Origin of the sequence: Brevibacillus reuszeri (assembly GCF_001187725.1) — a bacterium.
GTDB lineage: Bacteria > Bacillota > Bacilli > Brevibacillales > Brevibacillaceae > Brevibacillus > Brevibacillus reuszeri.
In genome coordinates this window covers 95,274-117,270 of record NZ_LGIQ01000009.1, presented here as the reverse complement: position 1 = coordinate 117,270, position 21,997 = coordinate 95,274, and the positions used below count along the sequence as shown (strand labels likewise).

The following is a 21,997-nucleotide window of genomic DNA, read 5'->3' as shown; positions in this document are numbered from 1 at the left end:
ACCGAAGTTGAAAGATTCAAATGTCAACTGCTTTGAGGAAATACATAAAGATGGTATCCTGTTTCTGACCTTATTTTTCCATTAACAGGTATCCAAAGATTCAGCTTGAAATAACTACGCAATCGTAATCGTTTTGACAGGAGGTACATATGCTTACACGTTTTCAAGGCAGTCTCATTGGCTTAGCAGTTGGTGATGCCATCGGTACAACGGTAGAGTTCAAGAAGCCTGGAACCTTTCAAAAGGTGACAGATATGGTCGGCGGTGGCGTATTCGATTTGCCGAAGGGATGTTGGACAGACGATACTTCCATGGCCTTATGCATCTCGGAAAGCTTGATAGCTCATAATGGATTTAATCCGATCGATCAAATGGAACGATATGTGAAATGGTACCGACATGGACATTTAAGCTCCATAGGAGAATGCTTCGACATTGGAAATGCAACTGCCGAAGCGCTGCAAAAATTTGAGCGAACTGGCGACCCGTTTTGTGGATCGGATAACCCTTACTCTGCGGGTAATGGATCAATCATGCGACTAGCGCCGGTCCCATTATATTTTTCAGATGATCTTGAAGAGGCTGTCAAATGGTCGGCACTCAGTTCGAGAACTACTCACGCAGCCAAAGAATGTGTAGATGCTTGCAGGCTGTTCGGAGCAATGATTGCAGCGGCTGCACGAGGGATGGACAAAGAAGAATTATTACAGCCACATACGTTCGATCCATTATGGGGACAGGAAGCTCTTGCTCCTAAAATTGCGGACATTTCCAAGGGGACCTATAAACACTTGAATCCACCAGAGATACAGGGTAGCGGTTATGTGGTGAAGTCGTTGGAAGCAGCCTTGTGGGCTTTTTACCATGGGGAAAGCTTCGAGGAAGGGGTATTGCTGGCCGTTAATCTCGGCGATGATGCGGATACGACTGGTGCCATCTATGGTCAGTTAGCAGGTGCCCATTATGGCATCGATGCTATCCCAGAGAGATGGATTGAGCCTTTGGCCATGAAAGAACTGATTCTCGATATGGCTCGTAAGCTACAGTTAAAAGGGTAAAAAGCCGCCACGAAATGAGCGTTTACACTGGAATGATAAAGCCGTTTACTACGGAGGTGTTTCTCGTCTTGATGGGACCCTTAATTGGCTTCGCCTTGTTGGCACTGATCGTCATTGTCTTTTTTCTCGTGTTTGAGCGAATCTTTGAACATGCTCTGAAGACAAATGCTTTTTTTGTGAATGCGTTTTTGAGAATGATGATTCTCGCACTCGTATGCCTTTTGCTTTACCATTTCTTGCCCTGGTTTAGTACGTTGTTCACAGCTTTGTGATCGTCGGCATTGCCCCTTTGATGTTTTTCTGTTCTAATGGAAACATATCCATTTCTATGCATATAGCATCAAGGGAGAAAAAACATGATCACAAGAGAACAATTGGAGAACAATCAAGTCTGGTTGTATATGTTGACACTTGTCATTGCAGTCGGATTTGGATTGATCTGGACAGATTTTAGCTCCTCTCTGGTGAAGGGCATATCTGTCGTGCTCGGCATTCTGATGTACGGAATGTTTTCACAAATTCCCTTTTTCCGATTAAAGGAAGCACTGAGTAATCGCCGTTTCATCTACGCACTTCTGACCGTAAACTATGTAGCCATTCCCATCCTGGTTTGGCTACTCACCAGATTTTTACCTGACTCGCCTCCTCTTCTTTTGGGCGTGTTCCTCGTTCTCCTGACACCATGTATTGATTATGTGATTGTTTTCACATATCTTGGCCGCGGGAATGAAAAGCTTATGCTGGTAGCGACTCCCCTTCTTTTTGTCACCCAGATGCTGTTGTTACCGCTGTATCTGTGGCTTTTTATGGGAGAAGAAGCAGCTACACTGGTCCATGTTGAACCTTTTGTTGAAGCATTCCTGTCACTCATTGTGCTCCCATTGGTCATCGCTTTGGCTGTACAGTTGTTGGCAAAAAGAGGTCGCTTGGGCCAACAGCTCATGGACGGATCTGCGTGGCTTCCGGTTCCATTTATGGCGCTAACCTTATTTGTGATTGTCGCCTCTCAAATTGGCAAGCTATCCGCTTCACTCGATATGATCATCTATGTGGTTCCTGTCTATGTCGCATTTATGCTCATTACTCCTGTGCTTTCCCGTTTTTTTGCACGTGTCTTCCAACTGGACATCGAAGCAGGACGTGCCTTGATCTTTAGTGGAGGCACTCGTAATTCGCTTGTCGTTCTACCTTTTGCACTTGCTTTGCCTGCGGATACAAGTCTGATCGTCACCTCCGTCATTGTTACGCAAACACTGGTTGAGATCATTGGAGAACTGGTATACATCCGCTTCGTACCAAATGTGATTTTGAAAGATACCGACTGACCAATAATGAAAACGGCAGCTACAGCTTTGAACAAGAAAAGAAATGTTCCTGGCTGTAGTCTGCCGTTTTTCACATGTTTGACTCCTATTTAGAGATATCTACGAAGCCCTCTCCGAATACATCCCGTGCATCATGAATCGTGACAAAAGCGTCCTTGTCTGTTTTGCGGATAATTTTTTTGAGCGTAGGCACTTCCTGCTTGGTTATGACTGTATAGAGAATTTCTTTTGGCTCTTTTGTATAGTAACCGTAGCCAGTGAGCACCGTCACGCCACGATTCATCTCGATACTAATCCGTTCAGCAATTTCGTCCTGTTTGAGAGAAACGATCGTAATTGCCTTTTTCGGATTCAATCCTTCTACGACAAAATCCATCACTTTGGTCGCTACGAACAGCATGAGGATGGTCATCATCATTTTCTCAAACCCAATGATGAATAAGGACGCGAAGACCACAATCAAATCAAAAAACAACAATGCATAGCTAACATTCCAACTCAGATATTTATTCGCAATCTTGGCGAGAATGCCAGTACCAGCTGAAGTCCCGCCCACACGAACAATCAACCCAATCCCGAGGCCAACGACCACACCGCCAAAAATTGCATTAATCGTAGGCTCGGTTGATGAAATCGTCCACGTTTTTGTGAGATGCAAAAATACAGAGAGAAGACCAACGACGATGATCGTATAAATCGTCGTTGTTTTTCCTAGAAAGCGGTATCCCACTAACAGGAGACATGCATTGATCAATAGGCTCGTCAGCCAAGGCTCCCATTGGAAGAGATAATACAAAATAATGGTTACCCCAGTGACGCCTCCTTCTCCAAAATGCTGGGGAATCACAAATAAATTAATCCCCACTGCAAACAAAAAAGAACCAATGATGAGGGCCACGATATCTACGAACTTATTGTTATCTGGCAAAGCCATTTTTTCCTCAACCACCCTTTCAAATCGAATTCGTTCTCGCTCCTATCACTCCATTGAGAGGAAGGCTTTTAATCAGATAATTTAATCACGGCCGCTCATTTTTTTCAAGTAATTTCAGTCGCACGGTACAATATTCATGGAAAATTCGATTGTGATTCTTAATTAGGTGCGATAGTAAAGGAAAGCTTCATTGTAAATAAAGGATCACACTGATCACGCTCGCAGTAATCAGCGATTTCATTGACTAGGTCCCTCTAAATCAGTGGGCTTTTTCGTGTGCCTTTTGATTCGTAAGGAAAACGCAATTTTTGAAATTGTTTGCAACTGCTTTTCCTATTATACTGTTCTTGTATCTATATAATTGGGAAGGGGCTTTTTATGAGTAAAAATACGGCACTACTCATCGTGGATGTTCAAGCCTTTCTTGTTGAGCATGCTTTTCAGGGTCATGCACTAGCTGAACGCATCAAGACATTAGGAACAAGAGCCCGTGAATTGCAGATTCCCATCATCTACATCCAGCATTGCGAGAATGAAGGTGAGTTCGAGATCGGAACTCCAACCTGGGAAATTCACCACACGATTTCCCCAAATGAAGGTGAGCCTGTCATTCGTAAATATTCGTGTGACTCGTTCCTTGATACATCATTAAAAGAAGAACTAGATGCTCGCGAAATCAATCATCTGGTTATCGTTGGCATGCAAACCGAGTATTGTATTGACACCACGAGCAGACGAGCGATTTCCCTTGGGTATCAAGTCACGCTTGTTGGGGATTGTCATTCCACATTGAATAATCGTGTCCTTAAAGCGGAACAAATCATCGATCACCACAATACCGTTTTGCATGGTTTCGGTACTGCAACTAATGGCATCGTGGTAAAGAGCTCTGATACGCTTTTCATATGATGCACCTGTACCCTCGCATTTTAGTGGGCTATTTTTTCATTTTTATCAAATTCGGGCAATTGGTTGCATCAAAAAAGCCTTGCATAGCAAGACTTTTTCCGTACAGAACCAATCAATCTTCTTCTTCCTCTTCACCATAAGTCAGTTCGATGTCAATAAACTGGATAACCATTTGGCAAATCTCGCCTGCTTGATCCAAGCCCCAATAAACAGGGTAAGCGCCATCACCAAAACCGCTTTGAAAAATCGGCAAGTGGTATTCGGTGCCTGGAATCTGCCAGTTCAACCAATCGCCACCGCTGCGTTGATATTCGGGATGCTGACGGTAGCTTTCGGCAAATAGAGCAGCAAAATAATGGTCATAAAGATTTTCACCTGGATGTTCTTCGTGCCATTTCTCAACAAAGTCACAAAATGCCTGGTGAAGTCGCTTATCACAAATACTTCCTAAACCGGCATCCACATTGAAGCCAAAATATTCACCGTCCTCTAGCCCCCCAATGTCTTCATGGCCGATAAGCGCTTCTTCAAAGCGGATGGCAGGTTTATCAGAAAATCGCAGACGAACGGCGGCATATCTGGCACAGTCGCCTTCCTCGTCCGGTTTCACCACACTAACCTCTGTGCGATAAGTACCAGCAGAAACTGTTCGGAAGTAAGGCTGCTCCCCTCTAACCGCCAAATAGCAGAGCGGATCACGAACGAGAATCTCACCAGTTGGAACAGAGCAAGGGCCGATATCCATAATATCTAGCTGCTTTCCTGCTATTTCAGGTAATGTAAAATACGTATTCAGATCTACCGGGCTTTTCAGTTTTTCGCGTTTTTCTTCCAGTTGGGATAACCATTCACTCGTTGGTGCCATTGTTACTTCCTCCCGTTATTCGGTTGTTTTTTTGAAACAATATCATGAGAATTGCCAAAATCCAGCGATTAGATCTTGTATTTCATCAGCTTGATTTTGGCGAAAATATATAGGGCTCCAAAACGTCTTTCGTAACCCCTCTATTGAAAACTGCTATGAAATTGGTACCCGCTGTTCGTGGCCAATTGTTCGATTTCTTCCCTGTCATCTTCCTTGACGAGGATCAATACATAACAGTCACTATTAATATCCAAATTCCCCAAAACAATGCCATGAGGTCGAAGCCATTGATGCAGCTCTCTCAAGTGTTGGTAGGTATGACCTTCCAAACTGATCGCCTGCTCTAATCGCCGATCTTCTGCTGGTAATAACCAACCTCTACGGTCAAGAAGCGAGTGGACAGCGAAAAGAATGTTTTCCGCATCCAGCTTCCAATTGATTTCGAACACAAGACCAAGATCGTCCAACGCATCTACCAGCGCAAACCAGGCCAATTCCGGTATTGGTTCATGGATTCCCCGATTATCTAGCCGATCCCCCCATTGCTCCACGTACATCTCCGGATGATCCAACGCCTGCATGACCTCCATCACAACGTTTTCACTGCCAGCAGAGAGCTTCGTGCTCAAAGTCAATAATGCAGCTCGTTTATCAATCGCTGACATTTGATCCAGAGCATTGACCTCAGTAGCAGCTTCGTTTTTACGTGATTTACCCCACCATCGGAACCAGCTCATTTTCTTCCCCTCTTTATGTGAAAAGGATAGGAGACAGCCTCATTCCATTGTCATACCATATTCTTCAAATTTCAAGTTACAAAAAGACTAAAAATCCACGTTTAGCAATAACAGCCCCACCCTAGTGTCGTTCCACCTTATAACCTTCCTGCTCCAGTGTTCGAACAACACCATAGTCGCCAAGTGTATGCCCAAAGCCAACGACGGACAATGCATTGCTGACGCCTAAAGGAGATGCCTTTTTCGGAAAAGTAGCAGCATTTGGTGGCTGCTTAGATAATGACTGCCGTTCCGCTGACAGCGACCATCATCATGCCTTGACGAACAACTGCGTAATTAACATCGACACCGAGGACAGCATTGCCACCCATCTGGGAAGCTTGCTCTGTCATTTCTTTGAAGGCTACATCTCTTGCTTCCCGAAGCTTGGTTTCATAGGCTTTTGAACGCCCACCTACAAGATCTGTAAAGGAAGCAAGAAGGTCTCGTCCGACATTCGCAGCCATAATGACTTCACCTGTTGCAACTCCGATATACTGTCTGACAGGGGCCCCTTCAACGATTACGGTTGTTGTAATAATCATCTGTTTTCCTCCTCGTAATAAATAGAATGGATGTCTGCTGCCCTGAACCTATGTCTGGTTCATCCATCTTCTCGAAGACCACTCCTGCAAAATGTTCGTAGCGGATCCTCAATTCCTATCCTACTAACGCCACTGAAACGGAGCTTAACCGAATCAATAAACTTCAGCTTAATTTTGCTCCTGTCGTTTAGGTTCTGTTTATGTGTGTAGCTATTAAGAAAAGAATGACAGGTTTATCTGTTAGGAAATCACCTGCCTCGACGACAGGCTCGAATCGTCATGGAATGAAAAAGCAGTCCATCCTCATCCGAGGGCGGACTGCTTGAAAATGCATGTATTTATCATTTCGGTTGCTGGTTTTTTACTCCCCACTCACACAATCCTTCCAGAACGGGTAATAAGCTTTCTGCTTTCTCTGTGAGACGATACTCGACTTTAGGGGGAACTTGAGGATATTCTGTTCGTTTCACCATGCCATCTGCTTCTAGTTCCTTAAGCTGTGAGCTCAACATTTTAAAAGTGATAGTCCCTATCTGCCTTTTCAAATCATTAAAGCGAACCGGTTGGTTTTCGGCTAGGAGGTAAATAATCACCATTTTCCACTTCCCTCCAATCACTGACAATGTGTAACCAAAAGGTGTATCTTGAATATGTTTAACCTTCCCTTTATATTCCGCCATACTCATATTTACACTATCCTTTCTGATAGTACCTATCAAAAATGTGCGTACTATTTTATCGTTTGCATACATTTTATACTAACTTTACTTTGTGTAAAGGAGAGAAAAAATGACGAAACAAACAATACGCTTGCTGATACCACAATGGCAAGGCGGAAACAATCCGAACTACTCTTTTGGAGCCGAACTGCTTGCTTGGTTAGCCCCTGACAATGATCAGCCCCTTATTCACGTACCTGTTCAAGCATATGACGGAACTCCGCTTGAAAACGAGAACGGTACGTATGGAAGAAAACAGCTACTTGAGCAATTGGAGGCTGCACAACACATCATTTATGCTCATAAGCCAGATCGCATTGTCATGTTTGGTGGTGATTGCTTGGTCGAGCAAGCCCCGTTTGCCTATTTAAACGAACGGTATGCTGTAGAATTAGGTTTGGTTTGGATCGATGCTCATAGCGATCTAGTTAGAATCGTTGGGTATGATTACGGACATACATTGCCCCTCGGGAATCTTTTGGGAGAAGGAGATGAAGAATTCGCCAAGCATGTAAAAGTCCCACTAAAGCCTGAAAATGTCTTTATCGCGGGACTAGAAGCTCCTACTGAACAAGATACAGAAATGATTCAAAGACTAGGTATTAAAACGGCTGGGACCCAAGAGTTAATGAACAGTATGGATTCTATAAAAAATTGGATCAAGCAAAATAACATCAAACATCTGGCTATTCACCTTGATCTAGATGTGCTTGACCCAAAAGCATTTCGTTCTTTGTTATTCGCCAATCCTGAAGTCCCTTATGATTTTTCTGCTGCTGGAACCATGCAATTTCCTCAACTCATTCAACTGATGAAAGAGCTTTCTGAAGAAGCAGATGTAGTTGGATTAGGTATAACAGAGCATATGCCGTGGGATGCGATTCATTTGAAGAAATTGCTTGGAGAAATACCTATTTTAAGTAAGTAAATCCCCAAAAAGGAAAAGACCGCGAAAAGCCTTTTAAAATCAAGGTTTCTCGCGGTTCTCTTGTTTGATCTTTCCCTGTGTGGGCTCGCTTCCCTCTTCTATCCCGGCTTCCTGCAGCCTACCGCACGAAATCTTAATCTATCTCAAATCAGTTTTTAGCGTAGAGCTTGTGCAAACCCAGAACTCCAAGTCGGATATATCGGTTCCCAGCCGTACTCATTTCGTGCTTTGGCATTCGATGCACCGCGCTCCCAGCCAGTTCTTCCCAATTGAATTTCAGGCATAGGAGCCTGCAGGGCATCAGCATAGACCGGCAGCCAATTCGTACCCGGTGCTGGCTCATCGTCAACGATGTTCAACGTACCGGTCGGCCAGTCCAATGCCAGGAACGCAGCATGTGCCGCATCCTCAACATGTAAGAAAGAAACGGTCCCTTCCGTTGCTGGGAGCTCACGATTCCGTGTTTTTTCCGCCATCGCGCCCTTTCTGTCATACCAGGTATCCGGTCCGTATAGCGTACCGTACCGGAGAATCACGTGGTTCGGAACCTCAGCAACCGCTCCTTCCAAAGCGACAATGCCATCAATAGTGGTTTTTCGTGGCAAAGGTGCTTGGATATCCAAAGGGACTTCTTCCGTAGCGGGTTCATCACCTGATTCGTAAGCCCAGGCGATACTCTGAGCGATCATTTTTTTAACGCCCGCCTTCTGCGCGGCATCCACCAAATTCCGGGTCCCCTCCATCCTAATCCTAGCATTATCAGCCAAACTCCAATTACTGAGCGAGGTAAGCTGATGAATGACTACATCTGGCCTGATCTCCCCAATTGTCTCAATAAGCCCCTCAGAGTCAAATACATCTGCAACGATAGCCCTTGCTCCTAACGCTTGAATTACCTGCTTTTGTTCAGAGCTGCGCGTCATTCCTGTGACTTCGTGACCTGCCCTCACTAGCTTAGGAAGCAAGAAACGGCCAATTACCCCGGTTGAACCGGCTACAAATATTCTCATTGTCGACACCTCCGGATCTTTCTGCTCGAATTGATGACTTTTAGCACTTTACGAAAGCTATGAAAAACCGGGCAGCAAGGGTCCTCTCACTGCGATACCAATCAACTCGCTAGCTTATATCCGCTCTCCAGATCGGTTCGTTTCTGCATCGGCATTATCTTGCCTCGTAAGCCCCAAGGAATGTATGATTGTGCAGTCGTAGTGGCAAGCTTCATGTTAGCACGTCAAATTGGTATGATGAAGTACCACTTATATGATAAAATGACCATACCAATTGGAACAAAGAAAGGAACACTATGTATGTCGAATCAGATACGTCCTTTTACAGCCGATACGAAAACCAAACAAACATATGCGTTGCTCCGTGAACGTATTTTTCAAGGCAGATATGCAGCGGGAAGCAGCCTCCCGTCAACCAGGGATCTTGCAAGTGAATTAGGCGTGTCGCGTGCGCTAATCGTCGACGTGTATGAACAGCTCATAGCAGAAGGGTATTTGGAGGGCCGTCAAGGATCTGGTACCTATGTTTTGGATTTAGGAGGAAGCAGACAGTTTCAGGCGCAGTTCATGGATTCAGACTCTTCCGTTGAAATGACTGCTCCTGAATCTGCTGCTCGTTTCAATGGCATTGATTTTCGTCCGAGCTTTCCAGCACTCGATCATGTCCCGCACAAAAAGTGGAAGGAAATGATGATGAGCGTATATGATAACGCCCATTCATCGGAGTTCGGCTATGATGAAGATGCTGCTGGCAATTGGCTGCTTCGCACAAACATTTGCCGTTTTCTACTCCATGTTAAAGGTATACAATGCTTACCCTCGCAGGTTATCGTGACCGCCGGAGCTACCCAGGCCATCGCCTTATTATGCAAGCTTTTCTTGAAGCCCGGTGACGCCGTAGCGATTGAGGATCCTACTGCTAGCTTCATCTATAACATTTTTGCATCAACAGGTGCCGACATTGTACCGGTTCCCGTCGATGACCATGGCATGTGTGTCAACAGCTTGCCAACCCATTTACAGCCAAAATGTGTTTTTGTTACACCTTCGCACCAATTTCCTTTTGGCAGCATCCTGTCCATCGGCAGACGGATTCAATTGCTAGACTATGCCCGGCAAACTGGATGCTACTTAATCGAAGACGATTACGACAGTGAATTTCGTTATGCCGGAATGCCGGTCCATGCCCTCAGGGAGCTCAACTCCGAACGAGTGGTCTATGTCGGGACCTTTAGCAAAAACTTGTATCCTTCGCTACGTCTCGGATATATGGTGGTGCCGCAGGAAATACTGAACGCTCTGCTACGATTAAAGCGATTGACGGATATGCAATGCCCTACCTTGCCCCAAATTACGTTGGCGCAATTTATAGGCGACGGCCATCTCGAGCGTCACATTATGCGTATGAGGCGTATTTACGGTAAAAGACGAAATCGTCTCATCGCCGCTTTAACAGAAACGTTCGGCAGCAAGGTGAATATTTCGGGTGATGCCGCAGGCTTGCATCTGATTGCAAATTTGTCTGGACACAACTTCGATCCACTTACAGCCGCGAACCTGGAAGAGAAGAATATTAAAATCTATCCCGCTGAGAAGTATACCATCGCCAAGGGAAAGTACGAAGAGAGCCTCATTATGGGGTTCGGCAATGTAACCGAAGCGCAAATTGCGGAAGGGATCAAGACACTAGCACAGTTTACTAACATAAATAAAAAAGCTCATTAGATGTAAGATCTAATGAGCCATCTCTTGTATAGTATGGTGCCGGTGAAGGGACTTGAACCCCCACGGTTTCCCTCACGATTTTGAGTCGCGCGCGTCTGCCATTCCGCCACACCGGCATTTTGTAAAACTAGTCTAGCACAATTTTCATAGAAAATCAATGGTGGGGAGAGACGGATTCGAACCGCCGAACCCGGAGGGAGCAGATTTACAGTCTGCCGTGTTTAGCCACTTCACTATCTCCCCAAGCTAATCATGCTACGTCGAGTTCCCATGCATGTCCTGCAATGAGAAGTGACGTGTACTAATTTATCATGATTGGCTATTCAAGTCAATCCTTTTTCTCTATTCGCCTTCTCGTTTACTCAAAATCTGCTGCGCCCATTCATGAAAGACTTTTATCGCTTGCTCAACATCAGCAAAACTGCGTTCCTCTTCACAGGAAAATTCCGGGAACTCCAAAATCCGGTTTTTCCTGATTCGCACACCCTCTACCTCCAATTTGATCTCTAGAAAGTAGGGCACAGACTCATCAATGCCAAAGCTATTCTCCAAAAATTCATACGTTCGTACCCATTCCAAAATGCGGACCTCAGATGGTTTCAACCGGAGTACTTGCTCCAGGGACATGATTGTTTCATTGCCATAGTAATGCACATTTCTCAGCCTTTCTTTTCAAAACTTGAAGTATAACCACTTCTTTTTCGTACTGGTTACGTCATCCTTGTACCATAGCATCATTTCAAGAAAACGGACGGAGACTCAGCTCCGCCCACTCCTCTGCTGCTATTAGATCGAGGAAAGCAATTCGCGTAATTCACTTACAATCACAGCTTGATAGCCAGGGCCATCGCCGTATTTCTCCAGCATTTCAGTACGTGCTATCTTGATTTTTTCGTCGTAATCAGGCGCATTGCGATCTGGATTTTGTTGTTTGAACGCGATCATGACTTCCTGTACATGCTTTGGACGCGGTCCCCATTGGGCAAGCACATGTCCGCCAGTATCAGCAAAAATGACGACTGGAATCGCACGACCACCCATGGTCAAAAATTCGTCCATCAGGTCCAAATGATCTTCCATAACCAAAATCTCAATTGGCATCTCAGTATCTTTCAATGTATGCAGCACGACTGGCAGATTTCGTATAACGTCTCCGCACCACTCTGCAGCCAGGATCAGGCAACGCAGATCATCACGATGTGCAAGAGATGCGAAAAATTCGCGATCCGCTTCGTTCGTCCACGTAAACGCTTCCGACCATTTCTGGTACGCTTCCTGATTTTTGGTCATACCCTCCACAAAAGCTTGTGGTTTTAAACCAGTCCGAAATTTATGAGCGACGTTCTTTGACATAAGCCAGCCTCCTATGTATGTTTTCTTCTGTTACTCCCAGGTTAGTCTTGCTTGTCTGGTGTAGTATCTTTGGCATCTTCTTGCTCTTCTTTGGCAAGCTCCATCATTTTTTGCAAAAGAATGTGCTGTGGCATGTGCATAAGACGCTCCAATGGGACATTAAGTGCTTCTGCCAGCTTTACAGCCGTATCGGGTGAAATTTGTAATGGGCGCACGAGTTTGCTCCTTTCATTCAAAATTCCGTCTCTCCAGTATAATACATGGTCCAAAAACCCGCCATAGAACCGTACTGAATATCGGTTGCCCCTGCATACAAAAAGAATAATCTCTCTAATCCGATCGCCAGAGAGATTATTCGGTGCTGTCGGGCATACCCTTCTTCCCGATTCTAATGCTATGTTTGTTTTTTGGTAAGGATACAAGGAACGCCGAATCCGATTTTACCGGGCTGGGACATTTGCTCCAGATACGCCAACCCCCGAGCACATTGTTGCTTGCAAACCTGACAGGTAGATGATGTCACGATTTTTAGATTTTGTTGATTTGGATGCTGCTTCGTATTTTTCTTTTTCGACTTTTTTGACTTGGCCATCCGTACTGTTCCCCTCCCTATGCCCTGGTTCAATCCAGTCTATGAAGGAGAGGAACCCCGCTCTTTAGGCAAACATACAAAACCCCGTTCCAAACAGAAAATGGGCCTTGTTCAAACACAAAAAAAAAGCCGCACGGCACATCAACCGGCGACTTTTTGCTTTTATGAAGCGGGCTTTTCCGATAACAGCTTACGCAGCTCGAGCTCCAAAGTAGAAGCATCGATCATCCCGATAATTTTTTTGCGAATGACTCCGTTCGTGTCAATCAGATACGTGGTAGGAAATGCCTGGACCAAATACCGGTTTGAAACCGTCCCTGCCACATCCATCGGGATTGGGAACGTTAGCTTATACGATTGGACAAAAGCCATTGCTGCTTCTGGGCTATCATTACTCGTCACGTTGACCCCATACAGATCAACCTGTCCACCGTATTTTTCATAGATCTTCTGCAAATCAGGAGCTTCCATGCGACACGGACCACACCAGGAAGCCCAAAAGTTCACCATCACAGGCTTGTTTCGCTTGCCCTCTACTTTGTACGTTTGGTTGTCTAACCCGGTGAGCGTAAAATGAGGCGCTACAAACCCTACCTCTGGCTTCTGAACGTCTGCTACGACTGCCACAGATTCATGTGGTTGATTCCAGATTGCATATCCGACCCCCACAACAATCAGCGCCGCCAGCAACAGTTTTTTCATGTCGTCACCTCTGCTGTACTTGCTTAAAATCCGGTAAAGCCGCCGAACAATTGAATTAAGACACGAGTGATATCCGTCAATTTGTCAGTGTACAAAAGCACACCAAACAAAATCATGATGCCTCCGCCAACCTTCATGAATTGATCCGAATACTTGACGATCGCACTGATCTTGCTGATGAAAAACGTCATCACAAAAAACGGAATCGCAAAGCCTAGTGTGTACGCAAGCGTGTAAGTCAATGCACGCGATGGATCAGTTACTCCCATAACAATGATTCCGGACAGAATAGGACCCACACAAGGTGTCCAGCCAGCAGCATAGGTCATTCCAACCAGTATGGACCCAGTATACCCCAATGGACGAGATTTTAAATCGACCTTGAACGACCGCATCATCCAGTCCATTTTAAATACTTGCAGCATGACCAGGCCGATAATGACGAGCAAAATACCCCCAAGCTGGCGAATCAAGTCCTTTTGATTGACGAACAAGCTGCCAATCCATGAGGTCGACAAACCTAAAGCAATAAAGATAATGGAAAAACCAACAATAAAAAACAACGTATGTAAGAGAGCTTGCTTCTGAAAAACGGCTCTTCCCTTTTTTACTTCATCAACGGTCACTCCTGTGATGTATGACAAGAAAGAAGGGTACAACGGCAAGCAGCATGGGGAGATAAACGAGAGAAAGCCCGCTGCAAAGGCCAGGAAAACAGAAAGGTTTCCAGTCATAATTACCTCCGACGTATTGTTTCATCCACTATATTCCTTATTGTAACGAAACTTGCCTTACTTCAAAAGTAGCGCAGACACTTTGTCTTAAATCCGTGACATTTGAGTTAACGTAACTTTTATTATGTAACCAAACATGTCGATGAAGTACATCTTTTCTCCCTTTTTTACCATTCGCAATTCAAAAAGCAATAAAAAAAGAGGCGGACAAAGATATCCGCCTCTTTTCCTGTATTCGACATGGCCAATTTGCTTATTTTTGAATGGATGTCTTGCTTCCATCCTGCAAGAGCGTTTGACCTTTTACCACAACCTGATCCCCTGCAGCCAATCCATTTGTAACTTCGATCAAATCACTAGAAGATTTGCCTGTAGTTACCTCTGTCAGCTTGGCGGTTTCTCCCTCCAGCTTGAAGACGAAACGCTTGCCGTCACGGTCAAAGACCGCTTTGCGCGAAATCACGATCGTATTGCTTGCTTCGGATGTTGCAGATGGGAACGTTACATTGACTACCATATCCGACTTCAACTCATTAGATGGGTTAGGAATGGAAATTTCGATCGGATAAGCCTTTAGCTGGGAATCCATAACGGGACTAACCGCTGTTACTTTCGCCTCGATCATTTTATCGGTAGATTGTACGTTCACTTTTACTACTGTTCCAACCTTTACTTTTGTAATATCTGCCTCAGACAGGTTGGCTTTTACCAAGAGTGGGTTCGTGTTCACGATTACGACAACGGGTGATTGTCCGGACATTTGTCCAACAGCACCATTGACGCTGGAAACGAAGCCGCTAATCGGAGCAGTTACCGTTGCATTTGCCAACTGCTCGCGTGCGTTTGCCAAGCTTACAGCCGACTGGTTAACCGAAGCCTCGGAGACTTGCACACCTGTTTTTTGCTGAGCAGCCTGTAAAGACTGCTGGGCATTTTCGTACGAGGTCTGTGCAGTGGTCAGCTGAGAATTTGCCTGCTCCATTTGTTGAGCGGAAATAGCACCCTGGTTAAATAATTGTTGCATGCGTTGCTGGTTCACTTTGGCATCTGCCAATGATGTTTCTGCCTGTTTCAGGCTATTTTTCGCTTGAACCAGCCCCTGATCTGAGCTGCTGCCTGTTTGGTTCAGATTCGCTTGCGCTACACGAAGCCCAGCTTCTGCCTGTCTTACCGAATTTTGCAATTCAGTTTCGTCCAGTTTAAACAGCAATTGACCTTTTTCTACATATTGTCCAAGTTTCACAGGCAGTGCGGTGATCTTGCCACCCATTTTCGGAGCTACTTGAACTTCCTCACTTGGCGCCAGCTTGGCACTGATTCCTGCTTCTGAGCTTACCGATCCGGTCTTGACTGTTTCTACCTGCACAGGCGTGACGGTCTCCACATTTTCCGTAGGCGGGGTTGCCGCTTGCGGGCTGGAGCACCCTGCCACTAACGTAATTGCGAGTAACGCCAGTATGACGGGTTTTTTACTGATGTTCATTAAACTGTCCCTCCTCATCCCACAAACGTCTTATGATTCCAAAGCGGGAGCGATTTTCTTTGCTTTTTTCTCAGCTTTTTTCTCTTTCCTTTTTTGCTTTCTCATACGAGATTTCTTACCCATATCATCAAACCACGAAGCTACTACTGGCACCAGTACCAACGTAATCAAGGTAGCGAAGCTCAGACCAAAAATAACGGTGACAGCCATAGGTGCTTGTGTCTCTGTACCGGAACCGCCTGCAAACGCGAGTGGTCCAATCGCTAGAATCGTAGTAAGAGTCGTCATCAAAATCGGACGAAGACGAATCGGTCCAGCATGAAGAATCGCGTCGTGCAGTTCCCAGCCTTTTGCACGTAATTGGTTCACATAGTCAATCAGAACGATCGCGTTATTCACGACGAGACCAATCAATAAAATGTATCCGATAAACACTGATACGCTGATGGTCGTTCCAGTCACGAGCAGTCCCAAGAGTACGCCTGTGATGGTAGGAGGAACCGAGAACATAATGATAAATGGACTGTAGAGAGATTCAAACTGTGCAGCCATTACCATGTACAACAAAACTACCGAGAGGATAATTGCCAGACCGAGACTACCAAATGATTCGGCCATATCCTCACTTTGTCCACCAAAATCAACCTTGTAACCATCTGGAAGATTTAATTTATCGATTTTGCCCTGAATCTCCTTGGATACAGAGTTAAGATCGCGTCCCGCTAGGTCGCTGGTAATTTTTACCTCACGTGTCAAGTTAGAACGATTGATCGTCAGTGGTACGTCTACTCGACTGATTGTTGCAACTGAGCTTAGTGCAATTTGCGCACCACCTGGTGTGGAAATACGCAAGTTGTTCAAGTAGTTGATATCTTCCTGATAATTTTCAGGCAGTTTGAGTTTAATGTCAATCTCATCGTCACCCGTACGATACTTCGTTACAGTTTGACCTTGGAAGGATGTACGTACACTCGAGAGAATTTGTCCTGTAGACAATCCGTACAGGCTTGCTTTCTCAGCGTTTACCCTCACTTCAAATTCTTGTCTGGATTCTTCCAAACTGGTCGTAACGTTCGCCGTTCCAGGAACACTTTCTACTTCACCCTTCATGATGCCGCTGATGTCTTTCAGAACATCCAGGTCATCCCCGCGAACAGTCATTTCAATTGGTGACCCGGTGGACATGCCTTGCGCAGCGCTTACTTTAATTTCAGGACCTGCGATTGGCTCCATTTGTTTTTGCAAATCCATTACGACCTCATCAGATGAGCGCGTCCGTTTGGTCACGTCAACCAATTTCAATGTAATGTTTGCCTGGTTTGAAGACAGAGTACTCGCGATTGGTGAACCATTGCTACCGATCGAGGTGGAGACAATGTCTTTCTCAGGAACCTTGTTAACGATTTCTTCAACCTGCTTTGCTACCTTTTCTGTTTCCGCTAATACCGTACCATTCGGCATTTTAATCGAGACGGAAATTTGTCCCTGGTCCATGCTTGGAATGAATTCGGCACCAATCATCGGAATTAGCATCAAGGAACCGATCATCATAATGACTGCAGAAGCCATTACGGTTTTACGATGTCCTAGTGACCATTTCAGCAGTCTGTGATAGCCTTTTTCTACTTTGCTGAACCCGATGTTAAACCAGGTTACCGGGTTGATCCCTTTGTAATTTTCATGATTGGTATGACTAGGTACCTTTTTCAAAATGCGTGAGCTGAGCATCGGTACCAGCAAGATCGAGAACACCAGCGCCGCGATATGGGAGTATACAACCGTGAGCGCCAAAGGTCCAAACAGTTCGGATGCGATCCCTTCTGTCAATGCAATCGGCAAGAATACGCAAATTTGCGCCAGTGCGGACGCCATAACGGCTGTTCCTACTTCTTTGGAACCGACCAAAGCAGCTTCCATCATGCCCTTGCCCTGTTCGCGCTGGCGGAAAATATTCTCCAGCATAACGACCGCGAAGTCAATCAGTGATCCCAGACCTAACGTCAAACCAGAAAGTGAAATCAAGTTGATCGTTTGTCCCGTCATGTACATCAAAAGGAATGTTGCAATGATGGAAACAGGCAGTACAATAATCGCAATCAGCATGGATTGCAAACTACCCAAGAAGAAAAACAGCAAGATCACACCGACCAAACCACCCAAGAGGGCATGCTCAGCCGTTGTATAGATCGAATCTTTAATATAGGTAGAAGTATCAAGCGTGGTTGTAATCTGCATATTATTTGGCAGATCCTTCTTGATCTTCTCCAGTTCTTTTTTCACTCCGTCAGCTACTTCAATCGTATTTCCGCCGGACGCTTTGGTGATAGAAACCCCCAAGCTCGGCTTACCATTTACATAACTGAGCTGCGTAATAGCTTCACGCGTGTCTTGTACATCTGCCACATCGCTGAGACGAATCGAATTCCCGCCAACATTAATGGGGGTCAAAGCGATTTGATCAACACTTGCAAATTCACCTTGTACGCGGATATTCAGCTTTTCGTCCCCTTCACGAACAGCCCCAGCTGAGCCAGAAAGGTTACTGCTGGACAGAGCTTGTTGAAGCTGGTCAAGTGAAAGGCCATACGCAGACAGCTTGGCTGGATCCACTACGATATTTACGACACGATCCTGTCCGCCACTGATCGAAGCAGCAGCTACCCCATCAATACGTTCCAAACGGGATTGGATCAAATCCTCAGTCAATTCTTTTAATCGGTTGATATCCTGTTCACCTGTTACAGCAAACTGAATAATCGGTTGACTGTTTGGATCAATACGCAGAACGCGTGGCGCTCTTGCTGAATCAGGCAATGCTCCTCGGACCTGATCCACTTTTTCACGAATATTGAGAGTTGCCTGGTCTAAATCGGTTCCCCATTTAAACATGAGGATAACCTGTGAGGCACCTTCAATCGAAACGGAGGAAATGCTGTCCAGATCCGATACCGTCCCCAGTGCATTCTCAATCGGCTTCGTCACCAGTTTTTCTACTTCACTCGGAGATCCGCCGTCAACAGATGTAACAACGACGGCTACCGGGAAATTCAGCTCCGGCATCAAATCGATCGCCAAGCGAGGGAGAGAAACGAAGCCAAAAATAACCATAGCCAAGGTCAGCATGATCATTGTGACTGGCCGTTTAATCGACAGTTCTGAAAAATTCAATCCACTCACCTCTTCTTTTAGAAAACTTGGCTTTATCTGTAATCAAAAAACAAGACAAAGCCTTAGCTGCTTATTGAATCAGCTAGTTAGTTCTTTCTTTTGCGAGAACGACTCATGTAAAGCATGAAGAGATGAGATTACTTGAGGATCATCCAACTCCATCCCCTCCCAGTCAAATATGCGGTCGGTTAACGAAACCCAGACAATTCTGCGATCTGTTTTATCTCGAAACCTGCGCACCAGTTTCTCCTGCTCCAGCCTGTTGATCAACCCAGAAGTTGTACTGTACGAAAGATCGACTGCCTTGCTTATGTCTCCCATCGTTTTTGGACCGTCTCCGATATGTTCCAATATCAGAACCTGCTGCCAGGTAACCTCCTCCGTGTCCAAAACCTTCTTTGAAAGCAGTGAAAACAAGGCATTCGCTTCCCTCTGAAGCTTTGCCAGCTGAATCAGTTCTCTCATGAAAGCCTCCCCTTGCATTCACTCATGACCACAGACCCATCCTTACATTTCGCTCATTTGCCTTTTTTATTTTACCTATAGTAGCAAAAGGAAAAGTCTATCGGTTGGATGATTTCAACAAGAGAGGCATCTATCTGGAGATAGACGACACCCCATGCTAAAATGAAACTAAGCGAACAACTGCTGGAGAAAGAGGGCTATCTCTTTGCTGAAAATGAGCGTTAAAGCTATTCAAAAACGTTTACTGATCATCTGGTTTTCTGTATTAATTGTGCTAGCATTATTACCAGACGCATTTATGCGCGAGTCTCCTTTGCAATTTTCTATTACGATTGTACTATGCTTTTTATATATTGTCGTCTTTTGGATGTCGAAAAGGAAATGGAAGCCTTACCAGTTTGAACTAGTGACGGTCTTCCTCGGTTCCTTGTCTATTGCAAAAGGGATTTGGTCCGGAGGAGACGGCTATGGGATGATTATTCCTCTGGCTGTATTTATCGGTTTTCATATTGACGGGCGACGCTCCTTGGCTTATGCTACTTTTTTTTGTGCCATCACGACTCTGCTGTTGTACTTTGATGAAAAGCTAAAAGTTACGCACATTATCCCCTTTCTGCTTACCTTTATCGGTTGTTACATCGGTGCAAGGGGATATCGTATACAAAATGAAGCATACAAAACGAACCAGACGCATCTTGAAGAGCTGCAAAAAACACATAAAGAGCTGCAGGAGGCCCATGATCAATTGCAGGAGGCTACTCTTCATACACTGCAAGTGGCTGTTTTGGAAGAGCGTACGAGAATCGCGCGTGACATCCATGATGCGTTGGGACATAGCCTCACCTCTCTCATTGTGCAGCTCCATGCATTGAAATACATGCTGCAGGATGGTCCTGAGCATGCGCAGGAAGCAGTTCGCAATATGCTCGGCGTCGCAAAGCAAAGCCTCGAGGAAATTCGCTCTTCTGTGCACACATTGGCGATGGACAAAACCTCGATGGGATTAACTCCCCTTCGAGCCCTTTTGTCCCAAGCTGAAAAGCATACCGGCATCAAAATGGAACTCATTTCATCCGATCAAGAAGTTCATTTGTCCCAAGAAATGACCATTACTTTTTACCGGATTTTACAGGAAGCGGTTACAAATTCCTTGCGACATTCGAATGCAAAAGAAATCCAGGTAGTGATCGAGAAGCGCAACGAATCTCTGTTTCTCTCCGTCCGAGATGACGGAAATATTGCGCGGGGTACCACCATCAAGCCTGGCTTTGGCTTAAATGGGATCTCGGAACGTATTCGCCAATTGAACGGCAGCCTAGCCTATTTTGTCCGTGAGCCACACGGATTCCAATTAGATGTAGTAATTCCACTCGAGCAATCAGAACGTGTAGAAAGGAGCATGCGAGCATGACGGCAACATCACAATCCAAAACCATTCGTGTGGTCCTCGTTGATGACCAGAAAATGATTCGCCAAGGGCTTGGATATGTCATACAAATGCAACCAGACATGGAGGTAATTGGTGAAGCATCCGACGGGAACGAGGCCATCAAGCTGGTCGGCGTCCTCTCTCCAGACGTTGTCTTAATGGATGTGCAGATGCCCAATAAATCCGGGATTGATGCAACGCGGGAAATCATGCTTCTCCACCCGAGTGTAAAGGTCCTCATCCTTACGACCTTTGACAACCACAATTATGTGGTGGACGGAATCCGCGCAGGCGCTGTTGGCTATATGCTCAAGGATGCAGATTCACAAGAAATGCTTGATCTCATTCGTCGCGCCTATCAAGGGGAGGCTTTATTTCATACGGTCACAGCAGCCAAAGCTCTTGCGGAAGCTCTGCAAGCACAGCGCACTGCTGTACCAGATTCTAGCAGCACTCCTCCTGTTTTATTAGACGATCTGACCGAGCGGGAACTCGATGTCCTGCAGCAAATCGCCTACGGGTATCGAAATGACCAAATTGCCCAAAACCTGTTTATTTCAGAAGGAACCGTAAAGACTCATGTCCATCGCATTTTACAAAAAATGGGTGTCGAAGATCGTACACAAGCAGTTGCCAAGGCGCTAAGGCATCAATTGGTAAAATAGTTCGACTATTATTTGTGTGCTCTATGTAAGTACCGTACAAGTATGATCTGCATCTATGGTGAACAAACAAACTCCATCTGCTAATGATTTTTCTCGGAGGGCTTGAACGACGTCGACCACTGCTTGATCGATTTGAAGAACGTGACACATGACAACAAGTCCTCCTCTGCTATCATCGCCTCCATTGCAATGACCATTCCCTGTTGTCCCCAGACATTCGTCCAAAATTTGCTCGATGTGATACCTCATTTCGATATCCTCTGCATGCAAGTGCGCGAACTGAACGTGCAAACACTGCAAATCATCCTTTGTAACCTCCAGATATCCTTCTTCCTTCATCTCATTAACCCATTCCTGCAAGCTGTGCTGGTACTCGCCTGCATGATCCGTGAGCACGTTATACTGCCCCCCTCTTACGCCCACTATTCCACAATGAATCGCGTAATGCTGCTCCTTTTCTTCATACCAAGCTTCCCAAAATTGCCACTCCTTTTCTCCTTTTTTTAGCAAGCGGATCACTGCTGTTCAACTCCCGTTCAGCCTTTTTGTAAATTATTCCACTGGACGACAGTCTTTGACAAGAAGTTACAAAAAGATTGATTCGAAAGACTT

At 45.3% G+C, this 21,997-nt stretch carries 24 protein-coding genes and 2 tRNA genes; 8 read left to right on the top strand and 18 right to left on the bottom strand.

The features are described from left to right. The first annotated feature begins 149 nt into the window (after nucleotides 1–149). The 3 genes from ADS79_RS15125 (at nucleotide 150) to ADS79_RS15115 (ending at nucleotide 2,383) form a co-directional block, all read left to right on the top strand. A complete protein-coding gene (locus ADS79_RS15125) occupies nucleotides 150–1,058 on the top strand; it encodes an ADP-ribosylglycohydrolase family protein (protein WP_049739271.1) in 909 nt (302 codons plus the stop codon). A 68-nt stretch (nucleotides 1,059–1,126) separates the two neighbouring features. After that, nucleotides 1,127–1,330, top strand: a complete 204-nt coding sequence (locus ADS79_RS15120) for a hypothetical protein (RefSeq protein ID WP_409362436.1) — start codon at nucleotides 1,127–1,129, stop codon at nucleotides 1,328–1,330. A gap of 84 nt (nucleotides 1,331–1,414) precedes the next feature. Beyond that, a complete protein-coding gene (locus ADS79_RS15115; RefSeq protein WP_049739269.1) occupies nucleotides 1,415–2,383 on the top strand; it encodes an arsenic resistance protein in 969 nt (322 codons plus the stop codon). 85 nt (nucleotides 2,384–2,468) lie between these two features. On the opposite strand, the gene ADS79_RS15110 is transcribed toward ADS79_RS15115, so the two are convergent. Further along, the gene (locus ADS79_RS15110) at nucleotides 2,469–3,317 is read right to left on the bottom strand and encodes a YitT family protein (protein WP_049739268.1); all 849 of its coding nucleotides are present in this window, start codon (nucleotides 3,315–3,317) and stop codon (nucleotides 2,469–2,471) included. Between the two features lie 378 nt (nucleotides 3,318–3,695). On the opposite strand from ADS79_RS15110, the gene ADS79_RS15105 reads away from it, so the two are divergent. Beyond that, nucleotides 3,696–4,226: a cysteine hydrolase family protein gene (locus ADS79_RS15105; RefSeq protein ID WP_049739267.1), complete on the top strand. Its 531-nt coding sequence runs from the start codon at nucleotides 3,696–3,698 to the stop codon at nucleotides 4,224–4,226. Between the two features lie 112 nt (nucleotides 4,227–4,338). Here ADS79_RS15105 and ADS79_RS15100 read toward each other — a convergent pair whose 3' ends face one another. From ADS79_RS15100 to ADS79_RS15085, 4 genes are all read right to left on the bottom strand, one after another. Continuing rightward, entirely contained in the window at nucleotides 4,339–5,091 is a 753-nt protein-coding gene (locus tag ADS79_RS15100) for a DUF4241 domain-containing protein (RefSeq protein ID WP_049739266.1), read from the bottom strand. A 140-nt stretch (nucleotides 5,092–5,231) separates the two neighbouring features. Beyond that, nucleotides 5,232–5,828 carry a DUF6630 family protein gene (locus tag ADS79_RS15095; RefSeq protein WP_049739265.1) on the bottom strand — a complete coding sequence of 199 codons (597 nt, stop codon included), beginning with the start codon at nucleotides 5,826–5,828 and terminating at the stop codon, nucleotides 5,232–5,234. 272 nt (nucleotides 5,829–6,100) lie between these two features. Further along, on the bottom strand, nucleotides 6,101–6,412 hold the full coding sequence (locus ADS79_RS15090; protein ID WP_049739264.1) for a YbjQ family protein: 312 nt from the start codon (nucleotides 6,410–6,412) through the stop codon (nucleotides 6,101–6,103). 341 nt (nucleotides 6,413–6,753) lie between these two features. Beyond that, the gene (locus tag ADS79_RS15085) at nucleotides 6,754–7,098 is read right to left on the bottom strand and encodes a winged helix-turn-helix transcriptional regulator (protein WP_049739263.1); all 345 of its coding nucleotides are present in this window, start codon (nucleotides 7,096–7,098) and stop codon (nucleotides 6,754–6,756) included. Nucleotides 7,099–7,201: 103 nt separating this feature from the next. On the opposite strand from ADS79_RS15085, the gene ADS79_RS15080 reads away from it, so the two are divergent. Next, nucleotides 7,202–8,059 (top strand): arginase family protein, encoded by an 858-nt coding sequence (locus ADS79_RS15080; RefSeq protein ID WP_049739262.1) that lies wholly within the window; start codon nucleotides 7,202–7,204, stop codon nucleotides 8,057–8,059. Nucleotides 8,060–8,214: 155 nt separating this feature from the next. On the opposite strand, the gene ADS79_RS15075 is transcribed toward ADS79_RS15080, so the two are convergent. After that, nucleotides 8,215–9,069 carry an NAD-dependent epimerase/dehydratase family protein gene (locus ADS79_RS15075; RefSeq protein ID WP_049739261.1) on the bottom strand — a complete coding sequence of 285 codons (855 nt, stop codon included), beginning with the start codon at nucleotides 9,067–9,069 and terminating at the stop codon, nucleotides 8,215–8,217. Between the two features lie 300 nt (nucleotides 9,070–9,369). Here ADS79_RS15075 and pdxR point away from each other — a divergent pair, with 300 nt between their 5' ends. Beyond that, nucleotides 9,370–10,794 carry a MocR-like pyridoxine biosynthesis transcription factor PdxR gene (gene pdxR / locus ADS79_RS15070; RefSeq protein WP_161807294.1) on the top strand — a complete coding sequence of 475 codons (1,425 nt, stop codon included), beginning with the start codon at nucleotides 9,370–9,372 and terminating at the stop codon, nucleotides 10,792–10,794. Nucleotides 10,795–10,828: 34 nt separating this feature from the next. Here pdxR and ADS79_RS15065 read toward each other — a convergent pair. The 11 genes from ADS79_RS15065 to ADS79_RS15015 form a co-directional block, all read right to left on the bottom strand. Beyond that, a tRNA-Leu gene (locus ADS79_RS15065) sits at nucleotides 10,829–10,910 on the bottom strand. Nucleotides 10,911–10,952: 42 nt separating this feature from the next. Beyond that, nucleotides 10,953–11,037, bottom strand: a tRNA-Tyr gene (locus ADS79_RS15060). Between the two features lie 99 nt (nucleotides 11,038–11,136). Then, complete coding sequence (locus tag ADS79_RS15055; protein ID WP_049739259.1) at nucleotides 11,137–11,448, bottom strand: hypothetical protein; 312 nt, start codon at nucleotides 11,446–11,448, stop codon at nucleotides 11,137–11,139. Nucleotides 11,449–11,580: 132 nt separating this feature from the next. Next, a complete protein-coding gene (locus ADS79_RS15050; RefSeq protein ID WP_049739258.1) occupies nucleotides 11,581–12,147 on the bottom strand; it encodes a thioredoxin family protein in 567 nt (188 codons plus the stop codon). Nucleotides 12,148–12,188: 41 nt separating this feature from the next. Next, entirely contained in the window at nucleotides 12,189–12,362 is a 174-nt protein-coding gene (locus ADS79_RS15045; RefSeq protein WP_084766041.1) for a YycC family protein, read from the bottom strand. A gap of 179 nt (nucleotides 12,363–12,541) precedes the next feature. Next, complete coding sequence (locus ADS79_RS36115; RefSeq protein WP_049739256.1) at nucleotides 12,542–12,739, bottom strand: hypothetical protein; 198 nt, start codon at nucleotides 12,737–12,739, stop codon at nucleotides 12,542–12,544. A 162-nt stretch (nucleotides 12,740–12,901) separates the two neighbouring features. Continuing rightward, nucleotides 12,902–13,441 carry a TlpA family protein disulfide reductase gene (locus ADS79_RS15035; RefSeq protein WP_049739255.1) on the bottom strand — a complete coding sequence of 180 codons (540 nt, stop codon included), beginning with the start codon at nucleotides 13,439–13,441 and terminating at the stop codon, nucleotides 12,902–12,904. A gap of 23 nt (nucleotides 13,442–13,464) precedes the next feature. After that, a complete protein-coding gene (locus ADS79_RS15030; RefSeq protein WP_049739254.1) occupies nucleotides 13,465–14,175 on the bottom strand; it encodes a cytochrome c biogenesis CcdA family protein in 711 nt (236 codons plus the stop codon). Between the two features lie 253 nt (nucleotides 14,176–14,428). Next, complete coding sequence (locus tag ADS79_RS15025) at nucleotides 14,429–15,658, bottom strand: efflux RND transporter periplasmic adaptor subunit (RefSeq protein WP_049739253.1); 1,230 nt, start codon at nucleotides 15,656–15,658, stop codon at nucleotides 14,429–14,431. A gap of 30 nt (nucleotides 15,659–15,688) precedes the next feature. Continuing rightward, nucleotides 15,689–18,826, bottom strand: a complete 3,138-nt coding sequence (locus ADS79_RS15020; RefSeq protein ID WP_049739252.1) for an efflux RND transporter permease subunit — start codon at nucleotides 18,824–18,826, stop codon at nucleotides 15,689–15,691. A 78-nt stretch (nucleotides 18,827–18,904) separates the two neighbouring features. Further along, entirely contained in the window at nucleotides 18,905–19,291 is a 387-nt protein-coding gene (locus tag ADS79_RS15015) for a MarR family winged helix-turn-helix transcriptional regulator (protein ID WP_049739251.1), read from the bottom strand. A 214-nt stretch (nucleotides 19,292–19,505) separates the two neighbouring features. On the opposite strand from ADS79_RS15015, the gene ADS79_RS15010 reads away from it, so the two are divergent. Together ADS79_RS15010 and ADS79_RS15005 are read left to right on the top strand one after the other, a co-directional pair. Further along, nucleotides 19,506–20,702, top strand: coding sequence for a sensor histidine kinase (locus ADS79_RS15010; protein ID WP_049740999.1), 1,197 nt, complete (start codon nucleotides 19,506–19,508; stop codon nucleotides 20,700–20,702). Further along, on the top strand, nucleotides 20,699–21,385 hold the full coding sequence (locus ADS79_RS15005) for a response regulator (protein WP_049739250.1): 687 nt from the start codon (nucleotides 20,699–20,701) through the stop codon (nucleotides 21,383–21,385). Before ADS79_RS15010 ends, ADS79_RS15005 begins: the two co-directional genes overlap by 4 nt. A gap of 21 nt (nucleotides 21,386–21,406) precedes the next feature. Here ADS79_RS15005 and ADS79_RS15000 read toward each other — a convergent pair whose 3' ends face one another. Further along, entirely contained in the window at nucleotides 21,407–21,904 is a 498-nt protein-coding gene (locus ADS79_RS15000; RefSeq protein WP_174769650.1) for a hypothetical protein, read from the bottom strand. Nucleotides 21,905–21,997 lie beyond the last annotated feature (93 nt).

What these genes read in the sequence shown, in the direction of transcription:
- ADS79_RS15125 (WP_049739271.1), top strand. Translation starts at nt 150, where the DNA reads ATGCTTACACGTTTTCAAGGCAGTCTCATTGGCTTAGCAGTTGGTGAT.
- ADS79_RS15115 (WP_049739269.1), top strand. Translation starts at nt 1,415, where the DNA reads ATGATCACAAGAGAACAATTGGAGAACAATCAAGTCTGGTTGTATATG.
- ADS79_RS15110 (WP_049739268.1), bottom strand. Translation starts at nt 3,317, where the DNA reads ATGGCTTTGCCAGATAACAATAAGTTCGTAGATATCGTGGCCCTCATC.
- ADS79_RS15105 (WP_049739267.1), top strand. Translation starts at nt 3,696, where the DNA reads ATGAGTAAAAATACGGCACTACTCATCGTGGATGTTCAAGCCTTTCTT.
- ADS79_RS15100 (WP_049739266.1), bottom strand. Translation starts at nt 5,091, where the DNA reads ATGGCACCAACGAGTGAATGGTTATCCCAACTGGAAGAAAAACGCGAA.
- ADS79_RS15095 (WP_049739265.1), bottom strand. Translation starts at nt 5,828, where the DNA reads ATGAGCTGGTTCCGATGGTGGGGTAAATCACGTAAAAACGAAGCTGCT.
- ADS79_RS15090 (WP_049739264.1), bottom strand. Translation starts at nt 6,412, where the DNA reads ATGATTATTACAACAACCGTAATCGTTGAAGGGGCCCCTGTCAGACAG.
- ADS79_RS15085 (WP_049739263.1), bottom strand. Translation starts at nt 7,098, where the DNA reads ATGAGTATGGCGGAATATAAAGGGAAGGTTAAACATATTCAAGATACA.
- ADS79_RS15080 (WP_049739262.1), top strand. Translation starts at nt 7,202, where the DNA reads ATGACGAAACAAACAATACGCTTGCTGATACCACAATGGCAAGGCGGA.
- ADS79_RS15075 (WP_049739261.1), bottom strand. Translation starts at nt 9,069, where the DNA reads ATGAGAATATTTGTAGCCGGTTCAACCGGGGTAATTGGCCGTTTCTTG.
- pdxR (WP_161807294.1), top strand. Translation starts at nt 9,370, where the DNA reads ATGTCGAATCAGATACGTCCTTTTACAGCCGATACGAAAACCAAACAA.
- ADS79_RS15050 (WP_049739258.1), bottom strand. Translation starts at nt 12,147, where the DNA reads ATGTCAAAGAACGTCGCTCATAAATTTCGGACTGGTTTAAAACCACAA.
- ADS79_RS36115 (WP_049739256.1), bottom strand. Translation starts at nt 12,739, where the DNA reads ATGGCCAAGTCAAAAAAGTCGAAAAAGAAAAATACGAAGCAGCATCCA.
- ADS79_RS15035 (WP_049739255.1), bottom strand. Translation starts at nt 13,441, where the DNA reads ATGAAAAAACTGTTGCTGGCGGCGCTGATTGTTGTGGGGGTCGGATAT.
- ADS79_RS15030 (WP_049739254.1), bottom strand. Translation starts at nt 14,175, where the DNA reads ATGACTGGAAACCTTTCTGTTTTCCTGGCCTTTGCAGCGGGCTTTCTC.
- ADS79_RS15025 (WP_049739253.1), bottom strand. Translation starts at nt 15,658, where the DNA reads ATGAACATCAGTAAAAAACCCGTCATACTGGCGTTACTCGCAATTACG.
- ADS79_RS15015 (WP_049739251.1), bottom strand. Translation starts at nt 19,291, where the DNA reads ATGAGAGAACTGATTCAGCTGGCAAAGCTTCAGAGGGAAGCGAATGCC.
- ADS79_RS15010 (WP_049740999.1), top strand. Translation starts at nt 19,506, where the DNA reads ATGAGCGTTAAAGCTATTCAAAAACGTTTACTGATCATCTGGTTTTCT.
- ADS79_RS15005 (WP_049739250.1), top strand. Translation starts at nt 20,699, where the DNA reads ATGACGGCAACATCACAATCCAAAACCATTCGTGTGGTCCTCGTTGAT.